The sequence below is a fragment of the Sporosarcina sp. QA0331 genome (assembly GCF_055808055.1).
Map to the genome: position 1 here is coordinate 828,234 of NZ_CM147850.1, position 18,860 is coordinate 847,093.

The following is an 18,860-nucleotide window of genomic DNA, read 5'->3' on the forward strand; positions in this document are numbered from 1 at the left end:
TTTTCATCTTACTATGAAGTCGTAAGGGGAAACGTGCTTTCTCTTTTGTTTGACATAGTCGAACATGTTGTCCAGTCCTTTGACTGGCAATTCGTTGATCAAGTCACCTGTTCTCAAGTCATATGTGTCGATTGTGTGCGTATCGGACGATTCATGATGGCGGAAGAAGTGGAGCTTGCCGTTTTTGAAATACGTTTGCTCGGACATTTTCCTTTGTCCTTGACTCGCCCCATGCAGGGTGAATGGTATATCGACTTCACCTGTTTTGGAATTGAACGCATGCACTTCTCCGATTCCGTCCACATAATAGAGGATGCCGTCATGGATTGTGGCGGCGTTCCGGAGGTTATACGGAATGCGGGCGATATAATCTTCGATATTCTTGTAACTGAACAATGGAAACGTCTCGATTTCTTTCGTTTTTTCGTGGATCCGGTACACATCGCTTGTCAGCTTTTCCGTGTCGGCAATTAAGAGATAATAATAGTCGCCTTCTTTGAGAATCGATGCCAATCCGACCCGTTCGCCAATCTTGCCAAGCGATACGATTTCTTCCAGCTGGACATCTTTTTGAAGGGGCATCTTTTGCAATGAAAGGCGGTCAGCGTCACCGATCACCATCAGCAGATTTCCGTCTACCTTGCCGGACATTTGCAAATAATGGGGGATGTGGATTGTTTCGAAGCTGTCTTGATTACCGAACCGAATGTTGGATGCATAGCCGCCATCATCGGTGAAGCCAGAATTATAGACGCTGTAAAAGAGACCGTCCTTGTTATTGAAAGCCGTCAACTCACCGGTATGTTCTTCCGTTAGCATGGTGAACGTTTTGGTCCCATTCAAATCAGCCAAATAGACATGATCGCGGTCCGACAAAAAGAATGTATCCTTTGTTGCAAAAACCGTTCCAAGTTCAAGGCCATGCATTTTCCACAGTTTTGAATTTCCATTCTGATCTACAAAAACCGCAAAGCTGAGGCCATCCCCATTCTTGTCCTGATCCGCAGTTGTAGAGAAATATAGAATAGCCGCAGTATCCGTCAGCAAATCAGGATTTGAAAGGTCAGTCTCTGATAGGAGCTCTATTGAATGTTGATGGCTAAAAGTAAAATAGGCAGTCAAGACAGCGAATACCATCGCGATGAAACAGGCAATCATCAACTTTTTCTCCAATTCCGAAACCTCCTTAGCTAAGAAAGGGGCTTGCCTCAAACGGACAGCCCCTTCGTAAGAATCAGTTGTGTCTCGGTGTCATTTATATTTGGCGAATGAATCTTGTCTGTTTAGCGTCGCGGATATCTCGAGGGTAGACGCCAAAGCCTTTATTTGCGTCCAAATCCAGTCCGCCATACAATAAGTAAGCTGACCAGATAAGTTTGGAGCAGTTTTTCGCACCCATATGTCCCGTGTTGCGGTTGTTCATAAAGTTCAATGAGTACGGCTGCCCGATCTGGGAATACGCCCAGTTTGCCGCATTTCGCTTGACCGTGCTTGTTGTGGAAACGGATTTTACAACAGTCCCTTTTTCTACCATCTTGACGTTGGCGGAAATGCTGCGAACACCGGTAGGGAAGACCGATTCCACAATCGTGTTGCTGGAATAGTATAATCCGACATGACCATGGTTTACGAATGCTGTTTTGGCCGGTGTATAGAAGAAATCGCCACTAGCACTCGGACCGACGATATAGTTTGCAGCCCCCCCGCCTTGAACCTTATCAGTTTTGCCGAAATGCTCGGTCAACCGCTTCGCTAGTTCACTGGACAATTGGTTTTGTTTATCCATTTCCTTGTCTATTTGCCCGGGGATCTCCTTCTCGCTCATTCTTGTTGAAAGGACGAGCTCCTCAACGGAAAAAATAGGTTGAATCGTTAACATCTCATCTTTAAGTTGCTGGACTGCTGAAGCGCGGATAGGGAACTGAACACCGATAACGAGAATTCCTGCCAATGCACATGCAATGAATCTTTTCACGTTACTCGCTCCTTTTGCGAAGACAACTGGCCAGTTTGCCTTCAAATTGTATGTTGTCCAACATACTTAAACTATATCACGGATAATTTAATAGTTAAAATTTTGTGATATTAATTAATTTGCACGAAATTCTTGTATGTTATTGAATGAAAAGCCGGGAATCTTTTGCGTATATGCAAAGATTAACAATGCTTGCTAGGTAAATAGGCGGTTATTTTTATGAAATGATAAAAAACTTAATAGAACAAATTAAGGAGTGGATTTTCCCTATAATGATGGAAGAATCATTTGCCTGTCCACAAAACAAGTACTAAAGAATGAAAATTAGGAATAGATAAATTTCTTGTTGTATATAACAAATAAGTTACGTACAATGGTGGAAAGGAAGAAAAGAGGTGCCAGCATGCACATCGGCAGTCGGATACGGAGGCTGCGGGAAAGCAGAGGCCTCACTCAAAAGGAGGCGAGCTCCGAAATCATATCAACTTCCCACTATAGCAATATTGAAAGCGGTCGTTTTGAACCATCCATTGATGTACTCGAATTGCTTGCCGAGCGGCTAGATGTGCCAATTGCCTATTTCCAGCGAGTTCATGAAGATGATGCAGGTCTCCAAAAAATATTAATGGAATATGAGGAGCTGTTATCTTCGGATTTGAAGGGAATTCCTGGTTTTCTAAACAAGCATCGCAAGCAATTTGCATATATCTCCTCCATCTATCAGGAAATCCTGTTTCATTTATTGAAATACACCGAATTAGTAAAAGTTGGCCAAGTTCCAGAAGCCCAAGCTTATTACTCCTCAGAAATCGCCTATATCCCACAGACATTCTTCGAAAACGCCAGCAGGTTACTTATTGAAAAATATACGTATATATCAGGGCTGTTTTACTATTTTAATAAGGACTACCAGGCAAGCATTTCCCATTTTCAAGACGCTCTCCACTTGACGAGAGAGGAATCCCTTTCAGCGAAAATAAATTACAATATTTCCTTAGCGCTTTACAAGCTATATGATTATGGCACCGCACATGTATATGCGAAGCGTGCAAAGCATCAGTATATACACTTGCATGATTGGGCCAAGTCCGGAGATTGCTATAATCTGATTGCGGCACTCTACCTCGATCAACATAAGGTGAAAGAAGCGAGACAGTATATTGACAAGGGATTCAGCGTATTGAGGATTCCGATGACAACGACTCATGGGTGGCTTTACCATAACTTGGCTTATGTATTGATGGAAGAAAACAATTATGCTCAAGCATTAAAAACAGTCAATCAATGCATTGAAATGAAAAAACAGTTGAAGTGTACAACTCTTTTCGACTCACAATTGCTGAAATTAAGGATTTTATTCAAGCACGGTGATCAATTGGCGTTACGGGAAAGTATGAACCGATTGCAAAGTACGATCGAGAATGAGTTAGATCAGGCCAATCTCGATTATTATGAGGGAAAGCTGTACTATGCCTTAGGGGAATATGATCTGTACGAACAGAAAATGAGGAACTGCATCCGCCATCTGCATGCAAATGAAGACTGGAAAAAACTGAAGAATGCCGCCCAGGATATTTCCCTTTACTATGAATCAATCAAAAAATATAAAAACGCATACAAATTCCAGGAGCTTTGCATCGAAGCATACAAGCGGTTAACGATGGAGGTGAAAGGAGGTGTAGAATAGTGAAGAGGAAAGTCATGATGGCCTGCCTCGTACTCGGTTTAGCAGTATTCGCTCCTTTGATGAATCCGGCAATCGGCAGCGATTACGTCACCAATGACCGACCGGAAGTCGGCCCGCCACATGGCAAGGGGTAAATGAGATAATGATTATTAATTTTACAAGCACGTAAATCAGCCCGATGAACGTGCTTTTTTTTGCATGCAAATAGATTGTTGTGCCACGTATCTCAGCTCATAAGCTACTTTACTCGCTTAAGCCCTTGCATTAATCTGCAATTGCGACCTCCCACATATGCGAAGCGTATTTTTCTAAAAATCAGTCGTAACTATTGGATTATCGTAATACAGTAACTATAGAAGGCCAATACCCTGGATTGGCTACCGTAGTCTTGGATGAAGTAATTGACCAATAAACAGGAGGAGAACATTTGACGTGTACAAATTGCGGAAATAAGTTTGCGAACGGGCGGTTTTGTGGGAGTTGTGGCATCAGATTGACTGAAGAAGCGGACGGTTTTCAAGAACAACTACCTCATGGAAATGGACAGACAGCAGTGGAGGCGACCGTTGTGAATCAGGAGTCAAACGCTCATCTTGAGAATGTGAGTAATTTAACGAAGGAGTATTGGTCCTATTTTGTAGAGCATGTGAAACATCCTTCGATCAGTCTTACGAAACAGGATGATGAGTTCAGGAATGGCTTTATTTCATTGATACTTTATGCAGTCATCTTTGGTCTGTCGTTTTATACGGCTCTGAAAGGGGCGGCACTTGAATCGATAGACGGTTTACCGTTCATTGACGCTGCGGATGGCGGGCCATCATTTTCGTCAGTTTTCCTAAATGTAGCTGGATTCATGGCGGTTTGCATAGCAATTGTATCGATCGGACTTTTCATTATCGGAAAGAATTTCGGGCCGACATATCCGTTCAAACAAACTGTAGTATTGTATGGTGCTCATTCATTACCGGCGATCGTCATCGGTGTCGTAGCCCTATTTTTTTTACTAATAAAATCCTATTGGTACGGAAGTTTCCTGCTGATTGTTAGTGTCGCCTATGTCCTTATATTGTCGCCCGGATATGTAATGAGTGTCCTATTGTCCAAAAAACCAAAAGGAATCGACCCGCTCCACGGTTACGCAGCCTACACAGTCCTAGTTATCATCCTATTCGGCATCCTATTCAAACTCCTCGCCGACTCCACGGTTGTATCATACTTATCCAGTTTAAGAATATTCCTTTAAATTGTAAGAATTGTTTCGGTGCCTGTGTAAGAAGCATTTATGACAACTCACTGAAAATAATATTTATGCAGAATGAAGCGATGTAATTTTTGATACTATAAGCTTCTTGCTTATCGAATATGCAATTTTAGTGTATTGTCTGAATAGTTTGCTGAACAGGCGCCTAGAAAAGAAGAGAGGTGCAGTGATTGGGTAGGGAAGTTTTTATTATCGATGCGGTTCGGACTCCGATCGGAAAGTATAAAGGGCAATTGAAGCACATCCGTCCCGATGATTTAGGGGCTTTTATTCTTAAAGGATTGGCTGAAAGGAATCCTAGGCTTCCATTGGAGTCAATCGATGATGTCATATTTGGAAATGCGAACGGGGCGGGGGAGGAGAACCGGAATGTTGCGCGGATGTCGTTATTGCTAGCCGGTTTTCCGAAAGAGATTAGCGGGACGACTGTGAACCGACTTTGCGGCTCAAGTTTAGATGCGGTCAGTTTGGCAGCTCGCTCCATTTTATCAGGGGAGTGCGAAGCGATCATTGCGGGGGGCGTCGAAAACATGACACGAGCCCCTTTCGTAATGAAGAAGCCCGAATCGGAATTTCCTCGTGGTGATTTGAATTTGTACGACACAACAATCGGTTGGCGGTTCATCAATCCTCGAATGGCTAATTTATACGGTACAGATTCGATGCCGCAGACAGCAGAAAATGTTGCGTCGCGCTTTGGTGTTACGAGGGATCAACAGGACGAATTCGCGTTCAATAGCCAGCAGAAAGCGAAGCGGGCAATGGAGGAAGGAAGGTTCGTGGATGAAATCATTCCAGTTGCGTTCACGGAAAAGAAGGGGAACGAGCATGTCATAGATAGTGATGAGCATCCAAGAGGGGACACTACAATAGAGAAACTATCTGCATTATCCCCGATTTTCGAAGGTGGAACCGTGACGGCGGGAAATTCAACCGGAGTAAATGACGGGGCGGCAGCCTTGTTGCTTGTAAGCGGAGAGTTTGCAAGAAAGCATGGACTGAAGCCACTCGTCAAATACACCGGGTCCGCAACAGCCGGGTTAGAGCCATCCGTTATGGGACTTGGACCGATTTATTCGACGAAGAAATTGATGAAAAGATTGGGGTTACGGCCATCCGATTTTGATCTCGTGGAAATTAATGAAGCATTTGCCTCTCAATCATTGGAGTGTGTAAGACAACTCGATTTGGATACGGATAAAGTCAATGTCAACGGGGGAGCCATTGCATTAGGGCATCCGCTAGGAGCAAGCGGGGCGCGAATTCTGACAACATTGGTTCATGAAATGAAGAGGAGAAAAGCTGAACGCGGATTGGCAACAATGTGCATTGGAGTCGGACAAGGGATATCAGTTGTGGTGGAAGGTGTGGATGAAAGCTAAGAAGGTTTAATAGATGAAAAAAAGGAATGCATCCGAAACGGAGCATTCCTTTTTTCATTTTTCAATTGTGTAAGAGAAAGTTTTTAAAACCTTTGGAATTTGATCAGCAGTACTGGCTGTAACTGAATTGCTGTGAGCTGTCATGCCTAAAACAATAACTAGTAAAAGAATCGATACAACTTTTTTCATTATAAATCCTCCCATTTCTCCGTTTTCCTATAAATATAGCCATATCTATTCCCATCTCGATAAAAAATAGATGCTAGCTTATATTTCCTATTATAATAGTACCATTCTGCTAGAGCAATGCAATACTTATGGATATACCTGAAGTCTTGAATTTCTTTGAAGTGTTGAATTGCTGCTTCTGCTATTTCTACAGACAATCCTTCTTTGCTATGCAGCGATTTATATAGACTGAAATGATGGAAGTAAGAAATTTCGTTTTCATCATTTAATTGGTGATACATTGCAATCCCTTTGCTTGCCCAATCGCTAACCAGATTCTTTTCACTCATTTTTGAATATTCCTCAATTAAGCAGAGAATAGTGATCAGCTTTTCAGAGGAATCTATTTTATGGTCAATGCTTTTTTTATAATATTGGATGGCTTCGTCACTATTTCTCATAGTACTATTCAGAGTTCCTATATTATGATAAATAATCCCTTTTTCGCTATGTAAATTAAATTCTTCGCTAATTTGCATAGCTTTTAAATATGCTTCTAGTGCGTCTTGGTATTTATAGCTTCTTTTATAAGAAATTCCGATAAGAATATAGCAGTCTAACACTCTACTCATCATTAGATGTTCTCGGAAATAAATAAGCGCACGTCTAGCATGATCAGTCGAATTAAATATATGTCCATCGGCCGCATAAATCGCAGCAATTATATAATTAAATTCAGCTTTTTCCCATTCACCAAGAGGTAGCGACTCCAATTTATCAAGTATTAACTCAAAATAATGTATGGCCATTTTTCGATTGCCGGTATTATAACAGAATAACCCTTTGTTTAAGTGAAACAAATAAAGTTGGTATACATCAAAATTATCAATAGACTCTTCAAGTAATTCAATTTCTTGTTTGAGTTTTTCTAAATCAATTCTTACTATCATATTAAATCGAAAAGTAATAAGCGAATAAGTAAAATGTAATGAATCATTTTCAAATAGGGGGATGTTTTGCTCAAGATATTCCAATTTTTCTTTCGTAAAATTTAAATCTCTCTCTGTCAATACTTCACGATATGTCTTCATCAACATCTGCTCAAACTCGCGTTCAGTTTCTTCATCATTTTCCTGCAATTTCCCCGGATCCATTCCTAACCGCTGCATAAGCAGTTCGGTAATGTCATCACTCGGTTCAATTTGATTCCGTTCAATTTTTGATAAATAAGATGGCGTACAAATACCTTTGGCTAGGACAACTTGTTTCATATCTTGCCGTACACGTTCTGCACGTATCAAATGACCTATTTTCAATCGCCGATCCCTCTCTTTATTTATCCTATTCCTATTATAGTATAAAGCATGAATATGCAAAATGAGAAACTTTTCTAAGAAAAGTGAAAAAAAACGCCGATTTGAAAAAAAATGTCCCAATCGGTTATACTTCTTTAGGAGGAGCTTGCATGATATATTGTAGTTAATAGTCCCACGCCATGGAGATTCATCTAAATTAAACAGGACAAAAGGAGTGTGAAGGGGATGACGATAGCAAAAACTGAAGTAGACTGCGATATGGAATTCCTGGACATCGAGATCATGAAGATGAAGATGGAACTCTTAGAATTTGTGAAGAAGATGCAATCCAATGGCTTATTGAAATCAGTTGATTACGATGAATTGACAGATAAGCTTACAACAAAGTGATTTATTTTTGGACATAAGATGGCTGACCTTCGATGAAGGTTATAGTCATCTTTTTGATTATATACGAATAAAAGAAGCATTTTATGCATAAATGTCTTCGAATAAACTCCTAAATGAATATCTCAATCAAACCAATCACTATCAACAGAATTCCACCAATGCGCTCCGCCTGCTGTCCGAACCAGCTTGTACCGATTTGCTCTCCAATCCGAACCCCAAGTACAATGGAAATAAATGAAAAAATACCGATCATCAGTGCTGTTGAGTAAGGCTCTACGCCTGTAACACCTGCACTAAAGCCGATGGATAGGCAGTTAAAGGCAAGGATGAAACCTAAGACAATGGACTCCTTCCAATTAATGAAACCCATTTTGCGGGTGCGTTCCTCGGAAGGATTTGCTGATTTCACGACAACCCAAAAACCGAGACCGATCAGCAAGCTTCCGCCAATTATGTTGGAGGTGGACTTGGAAAGGAAGTCGGATAATAAGCTTCCAGCAAAGATGGAAACGAATGCACATACCGCTGAAATAAGTGAAATGATCAAATTATAACGAAATGGAATCCGGTTGGCCCGTAAACCGTATGCCATACTGATTCCCAAGTTATCAATATTTGCTGCTGTTGCAATGATCAAAATGGTTATCAACTTCATTGAAAATTCCTCCGTGCCAAGTTTATCCCCTATGTATATGACTAGTTGAGGGGGCAATGTAGGCGGATGAAAAAAAGCTGCTTCGAAGTAGATTTCAACTTCGAAACAGCTTTTTACGAGCCTCTCGTCCTCTTCGCGCCGATAATCATGAGACTGACTGCGCTTATCACGTTGCATAGAACTCCGAAGATGAGCAAAATCCACTCAACTGTGTTCGGCAACGAAAGGGTTAGGGAAAAAACGAGTGATATTGAACCGATGATGAGCAAGAGCATTAGTAGTGGTATCTTTTTTTGCATTCGAATGCCTCCTTTTACAATGCAGGCGCCTTTAACACTATTATAACTGTGTCGTGAATGCAATGGGGACTCGTTTTTTACATTTATGCGTCAATATAGCGTTTTATGAGCTTTTGCAGGCATTTATGCGTTTCTACGCAAATTTATGCGTCAATGATGACATTTATTCGCGAGTTTCCTGATTTATGCGTGTTTCTGATGATTTATGCGTTTCTGCCACATTTCAAAATTTCCGTTCACACAATGAAAAAAGGTGGTCCCTTTGGGGCCGCCTTTTTATATGGTGATGTTCGATTATTTCTTTTCTGGCTCTTCGTATTCCTTCAGAGGAACAAGGTCGAAGATGTCGTGGTCTTCGAAGGCGTCGACGAGGCGTTCTAGCCATTCGAAGTAGTCGCGTACATATTTGAGTTTGCTAATATCCGTTTCGACAATTGCTTTCAAATCTTCACCGATGTCGGGATTGTTGTTCAGCTGCTCAAGTTCACGCAGTGATTTCCTGACGGCGACGGAATGGAGTGAAATGGATCTGCGCCATTTAATTGAAAATAGATTAATGAAGCTTTGGTACCAATCGTCTTTCACTTGATACAAATCTTTGCGGACGCCGCGTACCCATGCCCGCTCAACTAGTTTTAATTCGGCCAGTGCTCTGACGGATGTACTCATGCTTGTTTTGCTCATGCCGAGTTCTTCGGTCATGTCGTCCAATGTCATCGGTTTGTCGTGGAAGAACATCGTGCCATACTGTCTGCCGGCAGATGCAGTGAGTCCATATAAATGTATATTTTGTGCGATTGTTTCGATAATCCGCTCTCGTGCTTTGTCGAGTGTTTCTTTACCGTCCATAGTGCTTTCCCTCCGCTGTCTAGGGGTGAATTCCCCATAAATACCCTAAGCGTATTATAACCGCAATTCAAGTGTAACGATAAGTTTAAACTTTGTACAGTTTTTACTGTACAAACAATTTAATTCGAAATAACGGTTGTAATGTAAATTCTTTATGCATATACTAGTAAACGATGAGTTTCCAAAAAAATAGGGAGTGTACACATGGTAGAACAACGAAAGAAAATCGAAGTTGTCAACACGACGAAAATCTTCGGTAAAAATAGCAAGCGCGCAGCACAGCTATTGAACGAGGGGAAGTCGAAGAGTGAAATCCTCAAATCCACTGGCGCGACAGTAGGCGTGAAGAACGCTACTTTCGACGTCTATGATGGTGAAATATTTGTCATTATGGGACTGTCAGGAAGCGGGAAGTCAACATTAGTACGGATGTTGAACCGGTTGATTGATCCGACGATGGGTTCGATCCGCATCGATGGAGAAGACATTGTCGGTATGAATAAAGAACAGCTCCGTGAAGTGAGACGGAAGAAAATCGGAATGGTGTTCCAAAACTTTGCGCTTTTCCCGCATAAAACAATCCGTGAAAACACGGAATATGGCCTTGAAATCCAAGGTATTGCAAAACCGGAACGAAAAGCGAAGGCAATCGAGTCGTTAAGGCTTGTCGGTCTTGCTGGCTACGAGGACCAATATCCGAACCAGCTGAGTGGCGGAATGCAGCAGCGGGTCGGCTTGGCGCGTGCGCTTGCCAATGATCCCGATGTGCTGCTCATGGATGAAGCATTCAGTGCACTTGATCCGTTAATTCGAAAAGATATGCAAGATGAGCTTCTCCAGCTTCACCATGACATGGGGAAAACGATTATTTTCATTACCCATGACTTGGACGAGGCGCTCCGGATCGGTGACCGCATCGCATTAATGAAGGATGGGGATATCGTCCAGATCGGAACGCCTGAAGAAATTTTGATGAATCCTTCGAATAAATATGTAGAACGATTCGTCGAAGATGTCGACCTTTCGAAAGTGTTGACGGCAGGACATATTATGAAAAAGGCGGATACGGTGCAAATCGACCGAGGTGCGCTCGTTGCATTGCGCCTTATGAAAAAGCAAGGGATCTCTTCGATTTACGTTGTGGATAAAGGGAACCGACTGCTTGGTGCTGTGACAGCGCTAGCCGCATCCGACGCAACAGAAACAGGAAAAACGTTGGAGGATGTCCTCATCACCGATATTCCTACGATTTCTCCGGACACTGTCTTAACCGATCTGTTTGATACAGTATCGACGACACAGATTCCGGTTGCTGTCGTGAATGAAGAGAACCATTTGCAAGGCATTATTATTCGTGGTGCACTGATCGGCGCGTTGGCAGGCGACGGGCAGTTTATTAATAGCGGCTCAAGTGAAGTTGTGGTTGAATCGCAAGATGAAATGGAGATGGAGGTGAGCAACATTGGATAATTTATTACCGCGCTTACCATTCGCGAGCTGGATCGATAATGGTGTCGATTGGCTTGTCACCCATTTCGGATCTGTCTTCGACGGAATTTCCTCTTTCTTAAAAGGTGTCGTCGAAGGGGCAGTTAATTGGATGGATATGGTGCCGTCCATTGTGCTTGCAATCTTGTTCGCATTGCTCGCCTGGTTTATTTCAACAAGGCGTATTGCAATATTTACGTTAGTCGGGTTGCTGTTCATTGATTATCTCGGATATTGGCATTCGATGCTGCAAATGCTGTCGCTTGTCATTACATCCGTTATCATTGCGCTCGTTATCGGTATCCCGCTCGGCATATGGGGTTCACAAAAACCAGCAGTGAAGAAGGTTATTAGTCCGATTTTGGACTTGATGCAGACGATGCCTGCATTCGTTTATTTATTACCCGCGATTTTCTTCTTCAATATCGGTGTCGTACCGGGTGTTGTCGCTTCGGTCATCTTCTCAATGCCGCCGACGATCCGGCTTACAATGCTTGGAATCGAGCAAGTGCCAAAAGATTTGATCGAAGCGACCGAAGCATTCGGCTCAACTACATGGCAAAGACTTTGGAAAGTGCAAATCCCGCTCGCTAAGCCGACGATTATGGCAGGGGTCAACCAAAGCATCATGCTGTCACTTTCCATGGTCGTTATCGCGTCAATGGTCGGTGCACCTGGACTTGGTGAGGAAGTATACAGAGCGGTGACACAATTGAAGACGGGTGTAGGCTTTGAAACAGGTCTATCCATCGTCATCGTCGCCATCATCCTTGACCGGATCACACAGCAAGCAGGCAAGAAAAAACAAGGGGGAACTATACAATGAAATTGACGAAGAAAATGTTTGGACTCGGAGCAGCAGCACTACTCGCAGTAGGTTTAGCAGCTTGCGGAAATGACGATAAAGCTGGTGATTCATCTACGTCAGGCGGAAGCGGTACGGCAAGCGTCGGAGAATCCGTTGATTATAAAATTACGGGAATCGACCCAGGCGCTGGCATTATGGAAGCGACCGACAGAGCGATCGCTGATTATGAGCTCGACAAATGGGACGTAACGACAGGATCGGGCGCAGCAATGACTGCGGCTTTGAAAAAAGCGTATGACGCTGAAGCGCCGATCATCATCACAGGTTGGACACCTCACTGGAAATTCGCGAAGTTTGACTTGAAATACTTGGATGATCCAAAAGGGTCGTACGGCGGGGAAGAGCAAATCCATTCAATTGGTCGTCTTGGTCTTGCAGAAGACTTGCCGGAAGCCCATCAAATCCTTTCTAACTTCAATTGGTCTGAAGAAGATATGGGCGAAGTAATGGTTGCTATCCAGGAAGGCGAGAAAGAAAAAGCTGCTGCACAAAACTGGATTGATGCTAATCCGGAAAAGGTTGCAGAGTGGACTGATGGTGTGGACAAAGTTGATGGTGATAAAATCACACTTGCTTACGTGGCGTGGGATAGTGAAATCGCAAGCCATAACGTCGTGAAATTAGTACTTGAAGATATGGGATACAATGTTACATTGACGCAAGTCGAAGCAGGTCCTATGTGGACAGCTGTTGCTGATGGAAGTGCTGACGCAACGCTAGCTGCATGGTTGCCAGTAACGCATGCAACATATGCAGAGAAATTCGATGGTAAATTCGAGGATCTCGGAGTTAGTATGGAAGGCGTGAAAATCGGTCTCGTCGTACCACAATATATGGACATCGATTCAATCGAAGATTTAAAGGAATAAATATAAAGGCAGCCTCCTTTAGCGGTGGCCACTGAAAAACTTACGTTTTTAATCTGCAAGGTACTCCAAAATCAAAAAAGACACCATTTCGTTCTTTTTCGAACGAAATGGTGTCTTTGCTATTTCTTACTCTGCTTCTCGCATTAAGGTTATTATTCGTTTGAGATTAACTGCGAATATGGTCAAGGCTCAATGCATTTGCATGCCAAATAGACCCGCAGATGTGGCTACATTATACCCGTGTCTATGTTTCAACTCACTATTCTTCGCCTCAATCTTATAGCGGGACTTTGCCTTCTCTTTACATTCCACGCTATTTTGAAACGCTTCTTGATCTTTATGTTCCGTCGACTTAATCGTTACGGAATAGGTTCTACTTTTCGCACCTTACCTATAACAACCTTCACGAAGCGGACAAATTTTGCATTTATTAATGTCAAAATAATAGTAAACATGCGAATCGGTGGCACCGCTTTACGGCCATTATCCACACAATATTTACTTTTCAACTCCTCGAGAATGAAGGTGAAATCAACAAGTTCATTTATTTGACGCAGCATATTATCTTTTGGGACGACGATATCGTAAACCATATATGGACTGAGGTTTAAAGTTTCTTGATTAGAAATCATCGGGAACACCACCAGGATTTAATATGTTAATTATACAATAAAAACAGCGATCCATTCCCTGATGATAGGAAATGGATCGCTTGTTTTTACGCTTTTATTTTATTTGAGTTTCGTTGATTGGAGTGCAAAGCGGCGATTCCTGTGGGATGAGCGGGACAGGTAAGACCCCGCAGTGGAGCAAAGCGACCGAGGAGGCTTACCGCCCGCCCGGAACGAAAATCAACAGTTTTAAAGGTAATCCTATTTTGAAGGACTTTTTCAGTGGCCTCCTTTAGCGGATGCTGCCTTTTTTATCATTTATAGACACGTGGATAGTATTGTTCATTGAACTCTTTAATGCTAGGAAATATGTAGTTCAATTGCCCTTCGTTATACACGAAAGTATGTAAACGCTTTCTATTTTGGTCAATATATTTTTGAGGAACAGGAATTAAAATGTTTGTTCCATCATTGAAAACTACATTGGTGAGGTACTCTTCCAATTCATATGTTCTGAAGGAACTATTCAAGATCCATACACAATCGATATGATCCGATGGTTCCGTTTGTAGGACAACTCTCGATGATCCTGATAGTTTCTCGAGGATGTCCATAGGTGTAAGGGTAGAAGAATAAGTACCATGTGTCGTGAAAATCTCCGACAAGCCATTGGATGTTTTCGCCCAACGCAATGCGTTAACAGACCGGTGATCATGCAAAAAATGTTTACTAGACATAATATATTCCTCCTTTTGGCATAGTTATTTTTCATTATAGCATGATTAATTTGAAAATTATAGTTAAATTGTTACAACATCTTCTAAATTATTAGAATAACTGTAAAACATCCAAGTTTTCATAGTGCGAATCGTTTATTCACTATTCAAAACAATTACTTGACCTTAACGTTAACGTCAATGCTATATTCAAAGAAAGGCTGAAGGGGTGGTGAAGCTGAAGACGATTACGGAAGTGGCGGAATTATTTGGGGTATCGACACGTACAATCCGGTATTATGAGGAAATTGGACTGCTCTCGCCGAATCGGTCGGATGGAAATCAACGGCTCTATTCCAATGCTGAGCTTGCAAAGTTGAAGCTCATTTTCCGCGGCAAGCGGTACGGATTTTCATTGGACGATATCAGGGAGATGGTGTTGTTGTTTGATAAGGATCGGACAGGGCGCAAACAGCTTGAAGTGACGATTGAATACGGCAAACGGCGTATCGGGGAAATTGATCGTAAAATCCAGGAGCTTCAGGAAATGAAGGCTGAAATGGAAGAGTTGCTCGATGGATTCATTGGAAAATTGGATATTTCGAAAGGGGAATGAAGGGATGAACAGTTCACATTTGTTGGAGAGGAATGCAAGAAAGTATCCAGAAACGGAAGCAGTCGTCAGCATGGGGAAGCGGATGACATACAAGGAACTGGACGCGAGGGTCAACCGGTTCGGACACGCGCTTTTAAATGAAGGTATCCGAAAAGGTGCAAAAGTAGCATTGTTTTTGCCGAATGTCGAGGAATTCATCGTCGCGTATTTCGCAGTTCAGCGGATTGGCGCGATTGTCGTTCCGATCAACGTCAAGCTGACGACGGAAGAATTGGCGTATGTGCTGAACCATTCAGATGCTGAAGCGATCATTGTGCATGAATTGCTGTTTGAAACTGTAAAAACATTGCAATCTCCTTCTATATTAATTAAGACAGGAGAAGCGTCTGGAAACTGGAAAAGCTTCGAAGTGCTCATCCAAAACGCAGACGACAAACCGATTCCATGTGATTTGAAGGAAGATGATGAATCAACAATCCTTTACACGTCCGGAACGACCGGAAATCCAAAAGGGGTGCTGTTTAGCTATCGCAACATCCTGACTGTCGCATCAATGATCGCTGTCGAAATGGAATTCAAGCCGGAAAGTCGCGTCCTCCTCATGATGCCGCTCAGTCATTCAGCGCCGCTTCATTTATTCATGATGGCGGGCATGTATGTCGGCGCGACGCTCGTCCTGACACCGACTTTTACGCCTGACCTCTTGATTGACACTGTGGAGAAGGAGAAGACGACGCATTTCTTCGGCGCACCTGTCGCTTATTTGCTCACAGCGGGACACCCACGATTAAAGGACGCCGATTTATCCTCGATGAAATGGTGGATTTACGGCGGGGCGCCGCTATCTGCGAAAGAAGTGAACATGGTGAAAACCGCTTTCCGGACAGATAATCTTATTTGTGTTTATGGTCTGACGGAAGCAGGTCCGAGCGGCTCGTTGCTGCTTGCAGATGAACATGCAGCGAAATCAGGCAGCGTCGGTCGACGTGCGCCGCTTCATACAGAGCTACGGATTGTGAATGAAGAGGGAGACGACGTTCCACAGGGGGAAATCGGTGAAATTGTCCTTTTCGGCGAAGGGAATATGATTGGCTACTATAAAAACGAGGAAGCGACGAAGGAAGCGTTTATCGGGCAATGGCTCAAAACTGGGGACTTGGCGAAGTTCGATGAGGACGGCTATATATGGATCGTCGACCGGAAAAAGGACTTGATCATTTCAGGAGGCGTCAACATTTACCCGAAAGAAATTGAGGAGTCGATTCTCAGCTATCCGGGCATTCGTGAAGTGGCGGTCGTCGGTGTCCCTCATCCCGAATGGGGCGAAACGGTAAAAGCGGTGTTCGCTGCAGCGAATCCGGTCGATATTGGGGAATTAAAAGAGTTCCTTCAAGAGCATCTCGCGAAATATAAAGTGCCGCGCCTGTACGAACAAGTTGACGCATTGCCACGAAACGCTTCAGGGAAAATCTTGAAGCAGCCGTTGCGGGAAGGGGTGACAGTCCAATGAAAGTAGTACAGGAAGCAGAATCGATCAAGACTGACAACTTCTTTGAAGGCGACGACACGCTCCGGCTAATAATAGAGGATCATTTGCAAGGCCAGTTCCTCGAGTATGCAAAACGTGAGCTATCATTATTCGGGGAGCAGTGTGCAAACGAGATTGATGAGCGCGCGAAGCATACCGACCGTGAAGGGGAGCCGCGCCTTATAAGATACGACAAGTTCGGAGAGGAAGTTTCTGACGTTTGGGTGAATGAAGGATATCGAAAAACTGTCCAAGAAACGTATGATACGGGCATTGTCGGGTATGTCCATAAGGAAATTCCGGAGCTTGGCCATAAAGGAAACTACACGTACAGTTTCGCCCAAGGCTATTTGTTGTCCCATGCGGAACCCGGGTTTTATTGCCCGGTGACCCTCACAATGGCGACCGCCTATTTGCTCGATCATTATGCAGATGAACACGTGAAAAACCTGTTTCTCGGCAATGTTTGCTCGACGGGAGAAGTTCCGCTTTTCGAAGGAGCGACATTTCTGACAGAGCGCCAAGGCGGATCGGACGTCGGGGCGAATGTCGTGAAGGCGGTGAAGGATGGGGATCAGTACCGCTTATACGGCGAGAAATATTTCGCCTCGAATGCTGGAATGGCAGGCGTCGCTATGGTACTTGCAAGGATCGAAGGAGCACAAGCCGGGTCACGAGGGTTAACATTGTTCGCTGTCCCGTGGCGTAATGAAAACGGCAAATCGAACGGGCTTCGGATTCGCCGCTTGAAAGACAAACTCGGTGTGCGGGCGGTCCCTTCCGGAGAAGTAGAATTCGATGGTGCGCTAGCCTATACGATCGGGGATCCGTCGAAAGGCTTTTATTATATGATGGAAGCGCTCAATCTTTCTCGCATATGCAATGCGGTCGCCTCCATTGGTATTATGCGTCGTGCCTTGTTGGAGTCTAAAGCGTATGCAACTCGCCGAAATGCATTCGGGCACAGACTTACCGACTATCCGATGGTACAGGACACGCTCTGTAAGATGGCGGCGAGGCTCCATGTCGAAGTGGCAACCGTCTTTGACTTCATTCAACTGTATGAAAAAGTAACGGAAGGCGCCGCGTCTGACCGTGAAATGATCCTCAACAGGCTTTTTATCGCGCTCATCAAAAAGGAGACGGCTGAGCAAGCGATCCACTTTGCGCATGAAGCGATAGAAATGCATGGCGGTAACGGCTATATCGAAGATTTCGTCACGCCACGCCTGCTTCGGGATGCGCAAGTGCTCACCGTTTGGGAAGGCACCGCTAATATTTTAGGGTTGGAGCTTATTCGCCTCGTCAATAAATTCGAAGCCCATAAACTATTTATAGACGAAATGCGTAACCGCCTCGTCGTCATAAATGATTGTGAGATGAAAAAAGCAATATCGATTGAACTAAATTCATTATCGACTGACCTTATCGCGTTTGCCAGCTTCGATAATGCACTCCAAACATTCGAGGCGAAAGGGTTAATGAAGAGGATGGCACACCTTTACGAAAGTGTTGTCGCTCTTGAATGGGCAATGAAACATGGTGGCAAATTTGAGAAATTAGCAGAAATTTATATAGAAGTTACTTGGTCTTTACGGAAAGTCGGAGATGAAATGAAGACTGTCGCATATTTTGACCAAATTATGTAGTGGGGAGGAGTCGGCATAACTGCCGGCTCCTTTCTTCCATTTATGCATGGTGCGAAAAATGAATGTTTCCCCAAGTTCCCCCAGCATTTGACAATATAATCTGTCGATGCACATTGGTTCATTTTATTTACTGGCGATTTTGCTAGTTGAATAGCGTATTTTATCAATAAAATTGAATTTTCTATTCCTTCTAACCGTCGTATAGTAATAGAAAGGATATAAACTTGGGGGAGTGAGCGCAATTAAAAAGTTAGCTGCAATACTTTTGGCAATCACCGTCATAGCAAGCAGCGCCGCAATATTTGCAGGCGTTGGCCCGGCATTGAATCTTCTCGCTTCGATTGAAAAGGAATATGAGAATCATTTATTTCAAACTGAAACCGATTTGTTGAACGTAGCTGAAACGTCTGGACAAGAAATTACCAAAGCATTGAACGGACAAGCTAGTAAATAGGGGGAAATGTCATATAAAAAGGGGCTTGTTTTTGAAAGCTCCATACATAATTATTCAATAAAAAAGTTCCACAATA

The 18,860-nt window shown here is 43.3% G+C and carries 20 protein-coding genes and 2 pseudogenes; 12 read left to right on the forward strand and 10 right to left on the reverse strand.

Features of this window, described 5'->3' with window-relative positions; genetic code table 11:
- Positions 1-3 precede the first annotated feature (3 nt).
- Together AC0L13_RS03955 and AC0L13_RS03960 are read right to left on the reverse strand one after the other, a co-directional pair.
- Positions 4-1,173, reverse strand: coding sequence for a hypothetical protein (locus AC0L13_RS03955; RefSeq protein WP_473644194.1), 1,170 nt, complete (start codon positions 1,171-1,173; stop codon positions 4-6).
- Positions 1,174-1,255: 82 nt separating this feature from the next.
- Entirely contained in the window at positions 1,256-1,975 is a 720-nt protein-coding gene (locus AC0L13_RS03960; RefSeq protein ID WP_473644197.1) for a hypothetical protein, read from the reverse strand.
- Positions 1,976-2,378: 403 nt separating this feature from the next.
- Between AC0L13_RS03960 and AC0L13_RS03965 the strand changes: the two genes are divergently transcribed.
- The 4 genes from AC0L13_RS03965 to AC0L13_RS03980 all read left to right on the forward strand — a co-directional run bounded on the left by AC0L13_RS03965 (position 2,379) and on the right by AC0L13_RS03980 (position 6,308).
- On the forward strand, positions 2,379-3,662 hold the full coding sequence (locus tag AC0L13_RS03965) for a helix-turn-helix domain-containing protein (protein ID WP_473644199.1): 1,284 nt from the start codon (positions 2,379-2,381) through the stop codon (positions 3,660-3,662).
- Positions 3,662-3,796 (forward strand): hypothetical protein, encoded by a 135-nt coding sequence (locus AC0L13_RS03970; protein WP_473644201.1) that lies wholly within the window; start codon positions 3,662-3,664, stop codon positions 3,794-3,796. The genes AC0L13_RS03965 and AC0L13_RS03970 overlap by 1 nt, the downstream gene beginning before the upstream one ends.
- A 293-nt stretch (positions 3,797-4,089) precedes the next feature.
- Positions 4,090-4,908, forward strand: coding sequence for a hypothetical protein (locus AC0L13_RS03975; protein ID WP_473644203.1), 819 nt, complete (start codon positions 4,090-4,092; stop codon positions 4,906-4,908).
- Between the two features lie 188 nt (positions 4,909-5,096).
- Complete coding sequence (locus tag AC0L13_RS03980; protein ID WP_473644205.1) at positions 5,097-6,308, forward strand: acetyl-CoA C-acyltransferase; 1,212 nt, start codon at positions 5,097-5,099, stop codon at positions 6,306-6,308.
- A gap of 54 nt (positions 6,309-6,362) precedes the next feature.
- Here AC0L13_RS03980 and AC0L13_RS03985 read toward each other — a convergent pair whose 3' ends face one another.
- On the reverse strand, positions 6,363-6,497 hold the full coding sequence (locus AC0L13_RS03985; RefSeq protein WP_473644207.1) for a hypothetical protein: 135 nt from the start codon (positions 6,495-6,497) through the stop codon (positions 6,363-6,365).
- Positions 6,497-7,792, reverse strand: a complete 1,296-nt coding sequence (locus AC0L13_RS03990; protein ID WP_473644209.1) for a tetratricopeptide repeat protein — start codon at positions 7,790-7,792, stop codon at positions 6,497-6,499. Before AC0L13_RS03990 ends, AC0L13_RS03985 begins: the two co-directional genes overlap by 1 nt.
- A gap of 225 nt (positions 7,793-8,017) precedes the next feature.
- Between AC0L13_RS03990 and AC0L13_RS03995 the strand changes: the two genes are divergently transcribed.
- Entirely contained in the window at positions 8,018-8,182 is a 165-nt protein-coding gene (locus AC0L13_RS03995; protein WP_473644211.1) for a hypothetical protein, read from the forward strand.
- Between the two features lie 109 nt (positions 8,183-8,291).
- On the opposite strand, the gene AC0L13_RS04000 is transcribed toward AC0L13_RS03995, so the two are convergent.
- From AC0L13_RS04000 to AC0L13_RS04010, 3 genes are all read right to left on the reverse strand, one after another.
- Positions 8,292-8,837, reverse strand: a complete 546-nt coding sequence (locus tag AC0L13_RS04000) for a manganese efflux pump MntP (protein WP_473644213.1) — start codon at positions 8,835-8,837, stop codon at positions 8,292-8,294.
- Between the two features lie 113 nt (positions 8,838-8,950).
- Positions 8,951-9,136: a hypothetical protein gene (locus AC0L13_RS04005; RefSeq protein ID WP_473644216.1), complete on the reverse strand. Its 186-nt coding sequence runs from the start codon at positions 9,134-9,136 to the stop codon at positions 8,951-8,953.
- Between the two features lie 294 nt (positions 9,137-9,430).
- Positions 9,431-9,985: a GbsR/MarR family transcriptional regulator gene (locus AC0L13_RS04010; RefSeq protein WP_473644217.1), complete on the reverse strand. Its 555-nt coding sequence runs from the start codon at positions 9,983-9,985 to the stop codon at positions 9,431-9,433.
- Positions 9,986-10,189: 204 nt separating this feature from the next.
- Between AC0L13_RS04010 and AC0L13_RS04015 the strand changes: the two genes are divergently transcribed.
- Genes AC0L13_RS04015 through AC0L13_RS04025 form a run of 3 tightly spaced genes read left to right on the forward strand, consistent with a single transcriptional unit; the run spans position 10,190 to position 13,210 of the window.
- Positions 10,190-11,455, forward strand: a complete 1,266-nt coding sequence (locus tag AC0L13_RS04015) for a quaternary amine ABC transporter ATP-binding protein (RefSeq protein WP_473644219.1) — start codon at positions 10,190-10,192, stop codon at positions 11,453-11,455.
- Positions 11,448-12,299, forward strand: coding sequence for an ABC transporter permease (locus AC0L13_RS04020; RefSeq protein ID WP_473644221.1), 852 nt, complete (start codon positions 11,448-11,450; stop codon positions 12,297-12,299). Before AC0L13_RS04015 ends, AC0L13_RS04020 begins: the two co-directional genes overlap by 8 nt.
- The gene (locus AC0L13_RS04025) at positions 12,296-13,210 is read left to right on the forward strand and encodes a glycine betaine ABC transporter substrate-binding protein (RefSeq protein WP_473644223.1); all 915 of its coding nucleotides are present in this window, start codon (positions 12,296-12,298) and stop codon (positions 13,208-13,210) included. The genes AC0L13_RS04020 and AC0L13_RS04025 overlap by 4 nt, the downstream gene beginning before the upstream one ends.
- A gap of 126 nt (positions 13,211-13,336) precedes the next feature.
- On the opposite strand, the pseudogene AC0L13_RS04030 reads toward AC0L13_RS04025, so the two are convergent.
- The 3 genes and pseudogenes from AC0L13_RS04030 to AC0L13_RS04040 all read right to left on the reverse strand — a co-directional run.
- A pseudogene (locus tag AC0L13_RS04030) lies at positions 13,337-13,657 on the reverse strand (transposase); the annotation flags it as partial.
- A 50-nt stretch (positions 13,658-13,707) separates the two neighbouring features.
- Positions 13,708-13,842, reverse strand: a pseudogene (locus AC0L13_RS04035) (hypothetical protein); the annotation flags it as partial.
- A 293-nt stretch (positions 13,843-14,135) separates the two neighbouring features.
- The gene (locus tag AC0L13_RS04040; protein WP_473644224.1) at positions 14,136-14,558 is read right to left on the reverse strand and encodes a hypothetical protein; all 423 of its coding nucleotides are present in this window, start codon (positions 14,556-14,558) and stop codon (positions 14,136-14,138) included.
- 217 nt (positions 14,559-14,775) lie between these two features.
- Between AC0L13_RS04040 and AC0L13_RS04045 the strand changes: the two genes are divergently transcribed.
- From AC0L13_RS04045 to AC0L13_RS04060, 4 genes are all read left to right on the forward strand, one after another.
- On the forward strand, positions 14,776-15,153 hold the full coding sequence (locus AC0L13_RS04045; RefSeq protein ID WP_473646836.1) for a MerR family transcriptional regulator: 378 nt from the start codon (positions 14,776-14,778) through the stop codon (positions 15,151-15,153).
- A gap of 4 nt (positions 15,154-15,157) precedes the next feature.
- Positions 15,158-16,663, forward strand: coding sequence for a class I adenylate-forming enzyme family protein (locus AC0L13_RS04050; RefSeq protein ID WP_473644226.1), 1,506 nt, complete (start codon positions 15,158-15,160; stop codon positions 16,661-16,663).
- Entirely contained in the window at positions 16,660-18,330 is a 1,671-nt protein-coding gene (locus AC0L13_RS04055; RefSeq protein WP_473644228.1) for an acyl-CoA dehydrogenase family protein, read from the forward strand. The genes AC0L13_RS04050 and AC0L13_RS04055 overlap by 4 nt, the downstream gene beginning before the upstream one ends.
- A 232-nt stretch (positions 18,331-18,562) precedes the next feature.
- Positions 18,563-18,784: a hypothetical protein gene (locus AC0L13_RS04060; RefSeq protein ID WP_473644230.1), complete on the forward strand. Its 222-nt coding sequence runs from the start codon at positions 18,563-18,565 to the stop codon at positions 18,782-18,784.
- Positions 18,785-18,860: the final 76 nt, after the last annotated feature.